Origin of the sequence: Caballeronia sp. GAFFF1 (genome assembly GCF_023630705.1) — a bacterium.
GTDB lineage: Bacteria > Pseudomonadota > Gammaproteobacteria > Burkholderiales > Burkholderiaceae > Caballeronia.
Genome location: NZ_JALQEM010000041.1, coordinates 373,303 through 388,014 on the forward strand (window position 1 = coordinate 373,303; position 14,712 = coordinate 388,014).

The 14,712-nt window shown below is 62.9% G+C and carries 15 protein-coding genes; 8 read left to right on the forward strand and 7 right to left on the reverse strand.

Translation table 11 applies throughout. The features are described 5' to 3' along the window. Positions 1–67: 67 nt before the first annotated feature. Both NCR37_RS27015 and NCR37_RS27020 read right to left on the reverse strand, forming a co-directional pair. On the reverse strand, positions 68–853 hold the full coding sequence (locus NCR37_RS27015) for an alpha/beta fold hydrolase (protein ID WP_250475866.1): 786 nt from the start codon (positions 851–853) through the stop codon (positions 68–70). A 2-nt stretch (positions 854–855) separates the two neighbouring features. Next, entirely contained in the window at positions 856–1,734 is an 879-nt protein-coding gene (locus NCR37_RS27020; RefSeq protein ID WP_250475867.1) for a fumarylacetoacetate hydrolase family protein, read from the reverse strand. A 125-nt stretch (positions 1,735–1,859) separates the two neighbouring features. Here NCR37_RS27020 and NCR37_RS27025 point away from each other — a divergent pair, with 125 nt between their 5' ends. From NCR37_RS27025 to NCR37_RS27040, 4 genes are all read left to right on the forward strand, one after another. Continuing rightward, positions 1,860–2,585, forward strand: a complete 726-nt coding sequence (locus NCR37_RS27025; RefSeq protein WP_250475868.1) for a FadR/GntR family transcriptional regulator — start codon at positions 1,860–1,862, stop codon at positions 2,583–2,585. 473 nt (positions 2,586–3,058) lie between these two features. Further along, the gene (locus NCR37_RS27030; RefSeq protein ID WP_502800603.1) at positions 3,059–4,099 is read left to right on the forward strand and encodes a sugar ABC transporter substrate-binding protein; all 1,041 of its coding nucleotides are present in this window, start codon (positions 3,059–3,061) and stop codon (positions 4,097–4,099) included. Further along, positions 4,099–5,109: an ABC transporter permease gene (locus NCR37_RS27035; protein ID WP_250475870.1), complete on the forward strand. Its 1,011-nt coding sequence runs from the start codon at positions 4,099–4,101 to the stop codon at positions 5,107–5,109. Before NCR37_RS27030 ends, NCR37_RS27035 begins: the two co-directional genes overlap by 1 nt. After that, positions 5,109–5,906: an ATP-binding cassette domain-containing protein gene (locus NCR37_RS27040; protein WP_250475871.1), complete on the forward strand. Its 798-nt coding sequence runs from the start codon at positions 5,109–5,111 to the stop codon at positions 5,904–5,906. The genes NCR37_RS27035 and NCR37_RS27040 overlap by 1 nt, the downstream gene beginning before the upstream one ends. A gap of 103 nt (positions 5,907–6,009) precedes the next feature. Here NCR37_RS27040 and NCR37_RS27045 read toward each other — a convergent pair whose 3' ends face one another. The 4 genes from NCR37_RS27045 to NCR37_RS27060 form a co-directional block, all read right to left on the reverse strand. After that, positions 6,010–7,752, reverse strand: a complete 1,743-nt coding sequence (locus tag NCR37_RS27045) for a tannase/feruloyl esterase family alpha/beta hydrolase (RefSeq protein WP_250475872.1) — start codon at positions 7,750–7,752, stop codon at positions 6,010–6,012. Positions 7,753–8,172: 420 nt separating this feature from the next. Then, positions 8,173–8,883: an H-NS family nucleoid-associated regulatory protein gene (locus NCR37_RS27050; protein ID WP_250475873.1), complete on the reverse strand. Its 711-nt coding sequence runs from the start codon at positions 8,881–8,883 to the stop codon at positions 8,173–8,175. Positions 8,884–9,030: 147 nt separating this feature from the next. Further along, complete coding sequence (locus NCR37_RS27055) at positions 9,031–9,432, reverse strand: hypothetical protein (RefSeq protein WP_250475874.1); 402 nt, start codon at positions 9,430–9,432, stop codon at positions 9,031–9,033. A 78-nt stretch (positions 9,433–9,510) separates the two neighbouring features. Beyond that, positions 9,511–10,506, reverse strand: a complete 996-nt coding sequence (locus tag NCR37_RS27060) for an NAD-dependent epimerase/dehydratase family protein (RefSeq protein ID WP_250475875.1) — start codon at positions 10,504–10,506, stop codon at positions 9,511–9,513. Between the two features lie 93 nt (positions 10,507–10,599). On the opposite strand from NCR37_RS27060, the gene NCR37_RS27065 reads away from it, so the two are divergent. The 3 genes from NCR37_RS27065 (at position 10,600) to NCR37_RS27075 (ending at position 12,824) form a co-directional block, all read left to right on the forward strand. After that, positions 10,600–11,493, forward strand: coding sequence for a LysR family transcriptional regulator (locus tag NCR37_RS27065; RefSeq protein ID WP_250475876.1), 894 nt, complete (start codon positions 10,600–10,602; stop codon positions 11,491–11,493). 90 nt (positions 11,494–11,583) lie between these two features. Beyond that, positions 11,584–12,408, forward strand: a complete 825-nt coding sequence (locus NCR37_RS27070) for an isocitrate lyase/PEP mutase family protein (protein ID WP_250475877.1) — start codon at positions 11,584–11,586, stop codon at positions 12,406–12,408. A 17-nt stretch (positions 12,409–12,425) separates the two neighbouring features. Further along, positions 12,426–12,824, forward strand: a complete 399-nt coding sequence (locus NCR37_RS27075) for a RidA family protein (RefSeq protein ID WP_250475878.1) — start codon at positions 12,426–12,428, stop codon at positions 12,822–12,824. Positions 12,825–12,840: 16 nt separating this feature from the next. On the opposite strand, the gene NCR37_RS27080 is transcribed toward NCR37_RS27075, so the two are convergent. Then, complete coding sequence (locus NCR37_RS27080) at positions 12,841–13,968, reverse strand: YbdK family carboxylate-amine ligase (protein WP_250475879.1); 1,128 nt, start codon at positions 13,966–13,968, stop codon at positions 12,841–12,843. A 257-nt stretch (positions 13,969–14,225) separates the two neighbouring features. Between NCR37_RS27080 and NCR37_RS27085 the strand changes: the two genes are divergently transcribed. Further along, entirely contained in the window at positions 14,226–14,711 is a 486-nt protein-coding gene (locus tag NCR37_RS27085; protein WP_250475880.1) for an SLATT domain-containing protein, read from the forward strand. Position 14,712: the final 1 nt, after the last annotated feature.

Genomic DNA, 14,712 nt, shown 5'->3' on the forward strand with positions numbered 1-14,712 from the left:
TCCGGCGCCGGTCGGTGGCCGTCTCTGCGGCGCTTGCTCGACGCGGCGTGCCGGCTCGTTCAGTTCCTCACTGCGCCGCCTCGTAGAAGCGCTTGAGTTCCGCCGTCGATTCGGCGGGCTTCTCGAACGTCGTCCAGTGGCCGCAGCCGTTCAGCACGACGACCTGCGCGCCCTTGATGCGCTCGGCCATCGCCTTGACGGCATCCGGCTTGCCGACGCCGTCCTGATCGCCGGTGACGAGCAGCGTCGGCACTTCGATGCGCTCGATCTCGGCGGCCTGAGCGCCCGCGAGCGCTTCGCAGCTTTGCGCGTAGCCTTCGGGCGACTGCCGCATCACGCTTTCGCGCACGAGCGCGAGCGTCACCGGGCGCTGCGACTTCGTCTCGTCGCTGGTCGCGCCCTTCACGATGGCATCGGCAATCTCCTGCACGCCCGGCACGCCCTTCTCGCGCGCGATTCCGGCGCGCTGGCGCATGCCTTCGCGGCCCGCATCCGGCGGCGCGACGAGCGGCCCGAATAGCGCGAGGCTCTTCACGAGTTCCGGATGCTTCACGGCCAGATGCTGCGCGACGATGGTGCCCATCGAATGCGCGACGACGTCGGCATTCGTCACTTGCATCTCGCGCAGGACGGAGGCGATCGTGTCCACGTACAGATCGATCGACAGCTTCCCTTCAGGCAACGGCGAACGTGCGCTGCCCGGCAGGTCGAGGCGAATCACCTTCTTCCCTTCGAATGCCGACAGCACCGGCGTCCAGTTGTTCGACGATCCGCCGAGACCGTGGATGCACACGACCGGCGCGCCTTCGCCATCGGTTTCGATGAATACGCCCTGCACTTCTCTCGTTGCCATGTTCACGCCACCTCGTTTTCAAGAATGCCGATGCCCGGAATCTCCATACGCACGACGTCGCCGCTTTGCAGGAATTTCGGAGGATTGAAGCCGATGCCCACGCCCGCGGGCGTGCCCGTCGCGATGACGTCGCCCGGCTGAAGCTCCATGCCGGCCGAAAGCGTCTCGATGATCGTCGAGATATCGAAGATCAGGCGCTTCGAGTTCGATTCTTGACGCAGCTCGCCGTTGATCCAGCAGCGCACGTCGATGTTCTCGGCGTCGATCTCGTCAGCCGTGACGAGAAACGGACCCATCGGGCAGAAGCCGTCGAGCGACTTGCCGATGAACCATTGGCGATGCAGCTTTTGCAGATCGCGCGCGGTCACGTCGTTGATGATCGTGTAGCCGAAGACGTGGCTCATCGCGTCGGCCTTCTTGATGCCGCGCCCGGCCTTGCCGATCACGACGCCGATCTCCACTTCGTAGTCCATCTGCTGCGTCACGTCGGCGTGGCGCGGAATGCGCTCGCCCGTCGCGATGATCGTCGAGACGGGCTTGGTGAACACGACCGGCGCTTCCGGAATGTGCTCGCCTGCCTGCGCGCTCTTGTCGAAGCCCGACTTGCTGAACTCTTCGGCGTGGTCGTGATAGTTCTTGCCGACACAGAACACGTTGCGGCGCGGCTGGTCGATCGGCGCGAGCAATCGCGCCGAGGCGAGCGGCTTGCCTTCGCCGCGCGGCTTGAGCGTTTCGCGCAGGTCGGCAAACTGTTGGACCAATTGGACCATGTCGTCGGAGAAGCCGTCGCAAAGCTCGGACACCGGCCAGTACTTCTCGCCTTCCGCATCCACGACAGCGACCGTTTTCGCGCCATCTACCCGCAAAGTTGCTAATTTCATGGTGGGCCTTTAATCTAGACTTGTCGGTGAATCTGGAGCCACTCTAGGACCAAAAAAGGACAAAGAGAACTAGGGTTAACCAATCATCGGTACCAATTGGTCTTCAAGGATGAGCAGGAAAAGTCATGAGCAGCGTCGACGAAATCAGGCTGACAGTCAGGTCCAAAGGAGCGCGCGAGCTCGCCCACTATCTCGAAGAGGCAATCCGCAGCGGCCGGCTGGGCGTGGGCGTGCGTCTGCCGCCGGAGCGCGAGTTGAGCGAAGAGTTCGGCGCGTCGCGCGGCGCGGTGCGCCGCGTGCTCGCGGATCTCAAGGAACGCGGGCTCATTCGCCAGGCGGTGGGCAGCGGCACGTTCGTGATGCCGGGCGGGATGTCGACAGGCCTGGTGGCGCCGCCCGAGCCGCAACCGGAGTCAAAGAGCGACGTCGTGCAGACGAGCCCCGCCGAACTGATGGAAGCGCGGCTCCTGATCGAACCGCTGATGCCGGGATTGATCGTGCGCTATGCGACGGTCGCCGACTTCACGCACATGACCGAGTGCATCGAGCGTTCGGAAGCGGCGCCGAGCATCGAAGAATTCGAACACTGGGATGGGGAGTTGCATCGCGCGTTCGCGGTGGCGACGCATAACAGCTTTTTTCTGCGCGTGCTGGAATTGACGAACGAAGTGCGCGAACAAGGCGAATGGGGACGCCTGAAGCGCAAGTCGCTCACGCCCGAGCGGCGCAGTCAGTACGAAGCGCAACACCGCGCCATCGTGGATGCGCTTCGGGATCGCGATGCGGAGCTGGCTTGCGAGCTACTGACCGGGCATCTGCTTCAGATTCGCGAGAACCTCTTCGGGCGTTGAAGCAGTCACTTGCCGCCGCCCGCATCGCCACGCTTTTCGCGGACTCATTCACCGCATGAGTCCGTGCGTGCGTTTCATCGGGAAAGCTCTAATCGAAGCGCCGAAAATAGCTGCATATAGTGGCTCTGTTCTTTTTCCCGCCTGTGCGCTGCATAAACCAAAATATGAGACAACCGCGCGATTCAGTGCGTCATGCCCGCCGCGATTCCCGTTTCTGAGCGCCAAGACGCGAATAAATACGCATTCAGAGCTTCATCGAAACGCATCGAAAGAAAATCATCATCGACGTCTTTCCAATGTGAAAGCCGCTCTGAAGTGATTAGCAAGCGATCACCCATTATCTGGACGCAATCGACGACACGTCGACTCGCATCGACCAAGAAACGGAGGTGGACATGACGCAGAACGGCAACGCAAAAGACGGCAGCACGAAAGACGATAACCACAGCATCAGCACCGCGCGGCGCGGCCTGATGCAGGGCGCGGGGCTCGGCGCGGCGCTCTCGCTGCTGGGCGGCGTCACGGGCGCGGGCGGGTTGATTTCGAGCGCTCAGGCTGCCGAATCCGCATTTCCGCAGCACAAGAAATGGAAGATCGTGTTCGTCAATCACGTCACCACGAATCCGTTCTTCGTGCCGACGCAATACGGCATACAGGACGCGTGCTCGCTCTTCGGCATGGACTATCAGTGGACCGGCTCGGCCACGTCCGATGCCGGCGAAATGGTGCGCGCCGTGAACTCCGCGATCGCCGCGAAAGCCGATGCGATCGCCGTGCCGATTGTCGATCCGACTGCATTTGACAAGCCGATACAAGCCGCGCTTGATGCCGGCATTCCGGTGTTCGCCTATAACGCCGACGCGCCGCGTGGCAAGACGAGTCCGCGTCTCGCGTATATCGGACAGGAACTGTATCTCTCCGGTTATCAGATGGGCGAGCGCATTGCGAGTCTCGTCGACAGCGGCATGGTGGCGCTCTTCATCTCGACGCCGGGTCAGTTGAACATCCAGCCGCGTCTGGACGGCGCGAGCGATGCCATCAAGAAGTCCGGCAAGAAGATCGACATTCAGACCGTGGCGACGGGCGCGACGGTCAACGAGGAACTGTCCAAGATCAAGTCGTTCTATCTGGGACACCAAAACCTCAAAGGCATGTTCGCCGTCGATGCAGGCAGCACGCAAGGCGTCGCGCAAGTGATGAAGGAATCGAACCTGCCGTCGAAGGGCGTGCATGGCGGCGGTTTCGACCTGTTGCCGCAAACCGTTCAGCTGATCCACGAAGGCTTCCTCGATTTCACCATCGACCAGCAGCCGTATGTGCAGGGCTTCTATACCGTGGTGGAAGCGTTCACGTTCCTCGCGTCGGGCGGACTTGTCGGACCGGCGAATATCAACACGGGTCTCAAGTTCGTGACCAAGGCGACCGTCGAGCCGTACCTCAATACGTCGACGCGTTATGAAGGCAAGACCACCAAGCCGCAAATCGTTCCGATGAGCGGCGCGATCAAGTCCTGATGAATACGCTGAACGAGCCGGGCAAAACACACGGCGCCGCGCCGGTCGCGAGACCGCGCGGCGCGCTCTTCGCGCAATGGGCGGCCGAGTTGCGGATACTGCTCGTCGCGGTGCTGCTCGCCGCGTACTTTCAGGTCGTCAACCACGACTTCCTGCTCTCCAACGCGAGCCTCGTCAACCTGTCGCAGTTCATCGCGCCGGTGGCGATCATCGCGCTGGGCGAAATCATGCTGATGATCGGCGGCGATATCGATCTGTCGGCGGGCATGGTGTTCGCGTTCGCCCCGTTCATGATGGTCTTCGCCAACGATGCCGGCGCGCCGATGTGGCTCGCCGTCATCGCGGGCCTCGTCGCGGCGGCCATCATCGGCTTCGTGAACGGCGCGGTGACGGTATATCTGCGCCTGCCCTCCTTCGTCACGACGCTCGGCACGCTGTTCCTCATCAACGGCATCACCCTCACGGTTTCGCGCGGCACGCCGGTCGCGACGCCCGGCTCGCCGGAGTTCGCCGCCGTCATGGGCGCGTGGGGCTATAGCGAGATCATCTGGACGGTCGGGCTCGCGATCATCATGCATGTGCTGTTGCGGCACACGCGCTGGGGCCTGCATACTCAGGCGGCGGGCGCGAATCCGCTTGGCGCGGGCGAAGCGGGCATTCTCGTGAACCGGCTGCGCCTCGGTAACTTCGTTCTCGCGGCCGTGCTCGCGGGTCTCACGGGCATACTCGAAGGCTTTCGCATCACGTCGATCGATCCGCAAGCGGGCGGCAATCAGATCATGTTTCTCGCGGTCGCGGCAGCCGTGATCGGCGGCACGCCGTTGACGGGCGGCTCGGGCACGATCGTCGGCGGCGTGATCGGCGCGGCGGTGCTCGGCATCCTGAACGACGGCTTCACGCTCATCGGCATCAACGCGTTCACGTTCAACATCATTCTCGGCGCCGCGATTCTCGCCGCGATGATCTTCAACATTCACGTCGGGCGCATTCGCCGCAAGGGAGGACGGTAATGGCTGAAGCGCAAACCGCCGCGCCCGATCTCGCCTTGCGCGGCGACAACCTAGTGAAACGCTTCGGCGCGGTGACCGCGCTCGACGGCGTCTCGCTCACGCTCGGCAAGGGCGAGATTCTCGGCGTGCTCGGCGACAACGGCGCGGGCAAGTCCACGCTCGTCAAGATTCTCACGGGCTTTCATCAGCAGACTAGCGGCACGCTGCACGTGCACGGCCAGGAAACGCTGATCCGTTCCGTCGATCACGCGCGTTCGCTCGGCATCGAATGCGTGTATCAGGACCTCGCGCTCGCCAATTCGCTCAGCATCTACCACAACATGTTTCTGAACCGCGAGATCGTGCGGCGCGGGCCGCTCAGTCTCCTGCGGCTCGTGGATCACAAGCAGATGCGCGAGCGCGCGGCGCAATGTCTCGACGATATCGGCGTGCATGTGCCGTCCGTCGATTTGCCGGTGGAGCGTCTGTCGGGCGGTCAGCGTCAGGCGATCGCCGTGGCGCGCGCCGTCAATTCGAACGCGCGCATTCTGCTGCTCGACGAACCGCTCGCCGCAATGGGCGCGCGCGAAGCGGGGCTCATCATCGACCTCGTGCTGCGGCTCAAGGAGAAAGGCGGGCTGTCGATCATCATGATCATGCACAACTACGCGCAGACGCTCGACATAGCGGATCGCATCATGTTGATGCAGCGCGGCCGCGTCACATATGAGCAGCGCAGCGCGAATACCTCGGTTGCCGAACTGATGGATATCGTGCGGCGTGAATATCGCGCGATGCGGGCAGCCACGGCGCATTGAACGCGCTTGGCCGAAGCGCGAACGTTACTCGACTTCCCGCCCGCCGATAAAACCGATGCCGCGAGCATGATGCAAGCCCGCGGCATCGGTCATCAAACAGCCACTACTGCGCCGCGCACGTAAAGCTCGACGCGACGTTCACATCGCCCGAACCGTTATAGCGCGGGAAGGTCGGGTACTCGCAGAGCGGGCGCGTGCGGCCCGGCACGCCCGTCTTGTCCGCGACGATCTGCGCAGGCGGCGTTACGCCCTTCTCGACCCAGTTCTCGAGCGTCGTCAGCGAGTCCCATCCCGCATTGAAGATGCTGCTGATCGAGTGCCCGTAGCCGGGAATCTCGTAATAGCGCACGAAATTGCTCACCGTGGACGCGCCCATCGTCTGACGCAGACGCTGGTAATACTGCTCAGTGGCCTGCGTGCTGACGAGCGCATCGGACATGCCGTGCGCCATCAGGATCTTGCCGCCCTTCGCATTGAACGCGGACAGGTCCGTCTTGTTCACGTCCTGCTCGGCCGTCAGCGCGCTGATCCGTGCCTGATACGCGCCCGGGTTTTGCGGATCGACCGTGAGCGAGTTGACGCTCGGATCACGCGCCACGAAGTAGCGAATCCACTGATCCCAGAAGACGCTGAAGTAAGGCGCGGTGGCAGGCATGGGACTCGCCGGCTGCACCAGGTTCAACGCGAGGGCAATGACGGTCGGCTGCACCGCCGATGCATTGACCACGCCCAGGTCTGCGCCCCACACGTTGAAGCCGGGATACTGCGTCTCTCCGCTTGCCAGTGGGTAACTGAACGTGATCGGCGTCGCGTAGACCTTGAGCGCCGTGATCTGCGCATCGGAGAGGCACGTGTCGCCCGTGTCCGCGCCGTTCGCGCATCGCAGCGGCGTGCCGTTCACCGTCGCGGTCGCCGGATCGAAGCTCGCATTGCAGGCGGCCACGTTGCTGATGAGACCGTCCGCTACGCCGTCGAGCGCATCGCAGGCGGACACCGCGGCATCGAGCAGCACCTTGCGCTTCGCCTGATTCGGATACGCGCCCGGCTGCGCGAGCGCGCGCGTGATGCGGCCAAACTGAAGGTCCAGCGTCGCCGCATTCCATGCCGGATACAGCACGATGGAGCCGTCCCAGTCCTGCGGCCAACGCTGGACGACCGCCAGCGCCTCGCGTCCGCCGGACGAGCCGCCTGCGAAGTAGGCGCGCTTGGGCTTGTCCACCGCATAGCGCTTGCCGATCAGATAGACCGCCGCATCGCGCGTTTTCTTGAGCGCATCGCCGGAGAAGTTCGCGACGGCTTCGTCGTTGGTGCCGAACGAACCGTCGCGGCTGCCGAGCGCGCCGGCCTGATGGCCGGAATCGCTCGCGAATACCGCATAGCCGCGAGCGAGCGGCGCGGGCTGTGTCGTCGGGCCGGCCGGGACGTTGCCGCCCACGGCGGGTATCGTGCCGTCGTAGCCGCCGCCGCCGAACATCATCGCCTTGCTGTTCCACTGCGTCGGCATCGCGACCTGGAAGTTGATCTTCGGCGCGGTCTGATCGACGGGCGCAATCGATCCGCTCACGAGGCAATACTCGGGCGTCGCCGTGACGCCCGTTCCGGATGCGGGCACGATCGCGGCGGCGGCGACGGTCGCGCCCGTCGTCGGCAAACCGATCGCGCTTGCAGGCACGCTCATTCCCGCGAGTTGCGCACAACTGAGCGCAGCGGTCGGCGGCGTGCCGTTGTTGTTATCGTCGTTTCCGCCATGACACGCGGCAAGCGCCAGCGCGGCAAACGGCGCAGCCGCCACCGCTGCCTTGTTGACGTACCGGATATAGCGAGGCCTGCAGAATGCTTCGGGCATGTCTCCTTCCTCCTGGCAATTGAATCGCTCTCGTGAACGGCTTTCTCGTGCCGCGTCGTGCGGTGCGTTTTTTTGCGTCCGCGTAAGAATCGTTGACGGCGGCGCGATGGAAGTCAAGCGGGGCGTGTACCAACGCGTGGGATGGCAATCAATTCAATAAGACTTACTGCGCCAGCAGGAATAAAAGTGAGTTGCGAAGGTAGGCTTTACCTCGTCGATGAACGGCTCATCGGCCCGAGTTCGATTTGATTTGACATGTGCGATAGCGGAAGGCCGCATCCGTGCCTTCTTTTCGCATGAGTTGGCCGATTAGCCGGATGATTCATCAGTCGCCATGCAAGGCGAGCGATTAGCACGCTTCTTGGCCGTGCTCAAAGAAGCGCCGGAGTCATTGACATGACGAACCGGCGCTCGCGTGACTTAACTCGCCTCGGCTGCGTTTGCGCTGCCATTTTGCGCAGCCTCGGATACCGAAGCGCGCTTGACGGAAGCCTTCTTTGCAGCCTTCTTCGTCGCCGTTTTCCTCGTCGCGGCCTGCGTTTTCTTTGCGACCTTCTTCGTGGCCGCCTTTTTGGTTGCCTCCTTCTTGGTTGCCGTCTTTTTGCCGGACGCGCCGTTCGCCGCTGCGGCATCGATCAGAAACTTGGTTCTGTCTTTCGCGGAGGCGAGCCACGCCGGTGCCTTGCCTCGGCCACTCCATTCCGCGCCTGTCTTCGGATCGCGATACTTCGGCGGCTGCGGGCCGCGTACATAATTGCCGAGTTGCTTGGCCGGTTTCGCATCGGCGGCTGAGGCCGTGCTTGCGCCGCCGTCGATGAGAAACCTGTTGCGGTTCTTGGCATTTGCAATCCAGCCCGGCGCGCGGCCGTGACCGCTCCACGTCGCGCCGCTCTTCGGATCGCGATATTTCGCATTCGACGCGCCGCCTTTCTGCAACCCCGCGCTTGCGCCGCGTTTCGCGCCAGTGTCTTTGCCGGCCGCGTGCGCACGCAAGTCGTCGACAGTCAAACCATATTCGTCCATCAACGAATGAATTCGGGCGATGACACCCGCCGACTGTTTCTTTGCTATTGCTTCGGCTTGCGCCTGTAGCTTGGCTATCTTCGTCTGAATGTCTTTGAGCGTTGCCATAGGATTCCCCTTTTCGATTGCAATGCCCGCACTATGCCATATGCGTCGCCCGCGAAACACATTCATCGCGTGACACAATGGCCGACATCGATCGAAGCAAACGCATTTTGACGATTTTTCGGCGCGCGCGAAGCCGCTAATTGCACGCTATCCGAAAATACGCGCCCAAATCTTACGAATGCGGCGAGCGCGGTCCTCAAATAGAAATGAAGCGATGAACGCGAAGATTCCTGATACCACGCCAGTCAGAAAATGTTCGACGTACGGATTGGAGTAATGACTTGCGTGTGAATACGCATCGCCTAATGCAGTCAGCAAGCCCACCAGCAATGCATTGCCGTATCGGTTTTCATAGAGTTTCGTCGCCGGCGTGAAAGTGAGGAGCACCGCGAGAAGTCCCGTCAGAAGTCCGGTTTTGAATGCGATAGTCCAGTGCGCGAGACTCATGACGTTGCTCCAGCTACCCGGCATGCAGGTCATGCATGCACTTGTCGGTTGCCAGAAACGCTGCACGAACAATCGGACGCGACGTTTCCACTCGGTTGACATGATCGTTGCCCTCGGCAATCGCGACGCCGGATAACTCACGTTACGACGACGAGCGGCTATGTGCAATCCCTGTCTTGGTTACGCCTCTTGTTCGAAGTCATTCGCTTCGAGTGACTCAAGACAACCCAGTCCAACGAGCGTCGCTTCGATTGCATCGTCGAGCGGCGTATGCGGCTCATGACCGAGCACATCGAGAAGCCGTGTGTTGATCATGCGCACCGGCGTTCGCCATAGATAACGCATTTCGCGCATCTCGCGAAAAGTCACGTTGAATGGCGATGCAAGCGCCAGCAGCCACCACGGAAAGGCGCCTATCGCAGGCGCTCGCCCGCTCTGCCGCGCTACCACGCGTTGAATGGCCGCGGCGAATTGTGTGCCGTCTTCGTCCCAATGGCCGCTCATATGAAAGCGCGCGAAACCATCCAGCGTATTGCGGCGCTCAAGCAGTTCGACCATGGTGCGTGCCACGTCCGGTAGATACGACCACGCGTGTCCGACACCTGCCGTCCCCGGATAGACGATCTTTTCGACCGGCTTTCCCGGCTTGACGAGCCCTTGCGAGAACCAGTTGTTGCCCGCTTTCGGCCCGAAGAAATCGCCCGCGCGCACGATCAACGTCTGCACGCCGTCGCGGCTTGCATGTTCGAGCCGCGCTTCCATCTCCACGCGAATTGCGCCTTTCTTCGTGACCGGATGCTGCGGCGCATCCTCGACGATAGCGGGAAACGCGTCCGGTCCGAAGTTGTACACCGTGCCGGGCAGCACGATCGTCGCGCGCTCGGTTTTCGCTGCCGCAATCGTGTTGTCGAGCATCGGCAGCACGAGATCGGCCCAGCGCCGATAGCCCGGCGGATTCACCGCGTGCACGATGACCGTCGCCCCCTTCGCCGCGCGTGTCACGTCCGCGCGATTCATCGCATCGCCGTGAATCCATTCGATGCCGTCCGTCTGCTCGCTCGCCGCAGCGGAACGCCGCAGGCCGCGCACGCGCCAGCCTCCATCGCGCAACTGCCGCGCAACCTCGCCGCCGATGCCGCCGGTTGCGCCGAGCACCAAAGCCGTTTCCCGAGTCATGACACGCTCCTTGTTATGTCGATTGGATGATTCTGCGCGAGACACGGCTGCAATAGAATTGCCGAACCACGTAGAGCGGATATACAAATTTGCATGGCAGACAACATAGGCTGGGAACTCTATCGCACGCTGTTAGCGGTGCTTCAGGAAGGATCGCTGTCGGCGGCGGCGCGCGCGTTGGGCATCACGCAGCCGACCGCTGGCCGTCACATCGAGGCGCTCGAACGGGCGTTGAACGTGAGCCTCTTCACGCGTTCGCAAACCGGCTTGCAGCCGACCGACGTCGCGCTCAATCTGCGCGCTCATGCGGAGGCGATGCAGAGCACGGCTCTATCGCTGGAACGCGCGGCCAGCGGTCACGGCAATGGCGACGACGTGCGGGGCGTGGTGCGCGTATCGGCGAGCGATGTGGTCGGCGTCGAAGTGCTGCCGCCCATCATCGCCGCGCTGCGGCAACACCATCCGCAGCTGGTCGTGGAACTGGTGCTGTCCAATCGCGTGCAGGACCTGCTCAGGCGCGAAGCCGATATCGCCGTGCGCATGGTGCGGCCGAAGCAGACGCAACTCGTCGCGCGGCGTGTCGGCAACATCGAACTCGGGCTGCATGCGCATCGCGACTATCTCGCGATGCATGGCACGCCCAGGAACGCGGCGGCGCTGTGGAAACACGCGATCATCGGCTACGATCAATGGACGGCCTTCGTCCGCGAGGCGAGTAAGGCTTTTCCCGGCTACTCGCGCGGCGCGCTCTCGCTACGCACCGACAGCGATGTCGCGCAATTCGCGCTGATCCGCGCGGGCGCGGGCATCGGCGTGTGTCAGGTGCCGCTCGCCCGCCGCGACGCGTCGCTCGTCCGCGTGCTGCCCAAGCTCGTCGCGCTGCAACTGGAAACGTGGGTCACCATGCACGAGGACCTGCGCGCGTCGCCGCCTTGCCGCGCGACCTTCGATGCGCTCGTGCAAGGGCTTCTGAACTATGTACGGTGAGGCAGCCACGCTTCAGGCGCGCGTGAAACGACTCGGCGCGAGCCGGTGAGACAATGGTTCGCATTGAGCGTCAACTATCGGGAGCACATCATGTCACGCTGCGTCGCAAAGAAACGCGCGGCCTTTCGCGCATTGCATGAGTCGGGTTGCTTCATCTTGCCCAACCCTTGGGACGCGGGCAGCGCGCGTTATCTCGCGAGCCTCGGCTTTCAGGCGCTCGCGACCACGAGTTCCGGGTTTGCCTGGTCCACCGGGCACGCCGACAATCACGTCACGCGCGATCTCGTCCTCGGGCATTTGCGCACGATGGTGGACGCCACCGATCTTCCCGTGAACGCCGACTTCGAGAACGGCTTCGGTGCGACGCCGGCCGATGTTGCCGCAAGCGTCGAGCTGGCGGTCGCGACCGGCGTGGCCGGGTTGTCGATCGAAGATTCCACCGGCGACGCGTCCGCGCCGCTCTTTCCGCTCGACGTCGCCGTCGCGCGCCTGCAAGCGGCGCGCCGCGCCATCGATGCGAATGGCGGCGACACGCTCTTGGTCGGCCGCGCGGAGAATTTCTTTGCCGGAACGCCCGATCTAAGCGACACGCTCGCGCGCCTCACGGCCTACGCGGCGGCGGGCGCCGACTGCCTCTACGCGCCCGGCATTCACACTCGCGAGCAGATCGAGGCCGTGGTCGCCGCCGTCGCGCCCAAGCCCGTCAACGTGCTGATCGGCGGACCGTCGGCCTTCACGTTGAGCGATCTCGCCGCGCTCGGCGTGCGGCGCGTGAGCGTCGGCGGCGGACTGGCACGGGCCGCATGGGGCGGTTTCATGCGCGCGGCCGCGACGCTTGCCGACGGACGCTTCGACGGTTTCGAGGGCGCGGCATCCGGCGCCCAACTCAACGCGCTGTTTTCGGGCAACGCGTGACTTCGAAGGAGCCCGTCATGGCTCGTGAAATCATTCGCGTGGAACCGCTTTCCAGTTGGCTCGAACGCAGGAAGGCGCCAGTATCGGTTGTCACGCGTCATCGCGACACAGTGTTTGTCTCGGGTCTTCCGCCCTTCGATCCCGAAACCGGCGACGTGCTCGATGCGCCTATCGAGCAGCAGACGCAACGCGTGCTGGAGCAACTGAAGCTGTGCGTGGAGACGGCGGGATCGTCGCTCGATCAGGTGTTGAAGTGCAATGTCTACTGCACGTCGGTAGAGCTGTTTTCCGTCGTGAACGAGATTTATACGCGCTTCTTCGGGCATGCGCCGCCAGCGCGCATTTTCGTGAACGTGCCTGCGTGGCCGGGACGCTTCGACATCGAGATCGACTGCGTGGCGGCGGTGTCACGGTAGGCCAGCGAAAGCCGCATCATTCCGGCGTCTGCGCGCCGCGCCATACGCGGCACTGCTGGCGCACCACTTCGTGCAGCGAATCGTGCGCGCCGTAGATGCGGCGCAGCCACATCGCATCGGTCATTCCCTGGGTCACGGTGCGCCTGATTGCGTCGAGCGCTTCATCAGCGGCGAGAGCGCGGGCGTGCGGCGCGATGGCGTCGAGCGTGGCGAGAATGTCTTCGCCAATCGGGCGGCGCATCCCTGTCTCCGGATTGACGCATACGCCGTCCAGTCCGAAGCGGCACGCCATGAACCGGTTCGCCCGATAGACTTCGTAGTCGCGCTCGGTCAGGCGCAAAGGCAGATCGGTCAGCAGATAGCGCGCGAGCGACTGAATATACGCGGCAATGGCCGCGGCCCATTCGACGCGCAGCGGCGTATCCATCACGCGCACTTCGATGGTCCCGTATCCCGGACTCGGGCGAATGTCCCAATAGAAGTCTTTCAGGCTTTTGACGAGACCCGTGTGCGTCATGCGTTCGAAGTACGCTTCGAACTCACTCCATTTCGTCACGAAAGGCGCTTGCCCCGACAAAGGAAACGGCGCGACCGAATTCAGGCGGGCGCATTGAAACTGCGTGTCGCTGCCCTGCACGAACGGAGAAGACGCGGCGAGCGCAATGAAATGCGGCACGTAACGCGAAAGCGAATGCAACAAAACGAGTGCCGAGTCGGAGTCCGCGCAGCCGACATGCACGTGCTGGCCGAAGATAGTGAATTGCTGATAGAGCGCGCCATAAAGCCCCATCAGATATTCCGAGCGCTCGCGTCCGTCGGAACGCTGGTCGTACCAGTTCTGGAAAAAATTCGTTCCACCGCCGCACACGCCGACATTGAGAAAGTCGCCTGCCCGAACGAGCGTATCGCGAAGCACCTGCAATTCGCCTCTGGCCTGATCGAAGCTCTTGCAGATGCCCGTCGACAACTCGATCATCCCTTCGGTTGTCTCCGGATTGATCGCGCCCTCGAAATGCTCTTCTCTCACGCGATTCAGGAGTTCCGTCGTCGCCTTCGTCAGGTTGTAGTCGTGTGTATTCACGACCTGAACTTCCAGTTCGACTCCGATCGTGAACGGCTCTGACGACGCAAATGGCTGGAGCATGGAGTGTCCTGTTTCGCGGGAGACGAGACGAAGCGGCGAGTTCATTCTACGCGACGAGCGGGGCTTGACGACGAGACCGGCGTGCGCGGAGAAAGCCGCATGCAAGTCAGCACCTTCGACCTGAAGTCGAACGATCGATCGTGATGCGCACCGCGTAGCAATAAGAAAGGCGTCGCGGTGCCAGCCTCCTCATCCGAGACGCCGTCTGTCCTATTCAGCAGGCATATTCACTATCAAGATTCCAATGCTTTCTGAACATGCCCACTTCTATCAAGCACGCGCCCTACGACCCGCCGCACGACCCCGAAACGCTCGTTCTCACATGGATAAGACGCGCCCGCGAAGCGCAAATCCGTCACTACGCGATGGCCGACCGCCTGAGTGCCTGCGCACGACACCTGGGCCTCGCGGTCATCGCGATAACCGCGCTCACGGGCACATCGGCGTTCGTGTCGCTTGTGACGCTGGCCGTGTCGCCGGGATTGCGGGTGGTCGTCGGACTGACGAGCATGAGCGCTGCGGTGCTCGCCTCGTTGCAGACGTTTCTACGCTATAGCGAGCGCGCGGAGTTGCATCGCAAAGCCGGCGCGCGCTATGGCGCGGTGCGCCGGCGACTCGAAACCATTCACGTCGACGGTGCGCGTGAAGAAGCCATGTTCAGCATCGACGTCGTGCGCGACGAACTCGACGACATCGCGCAAAACGCGCCGCACGTGCCGCGCCGTGTCATGGCCACGCCTTAGC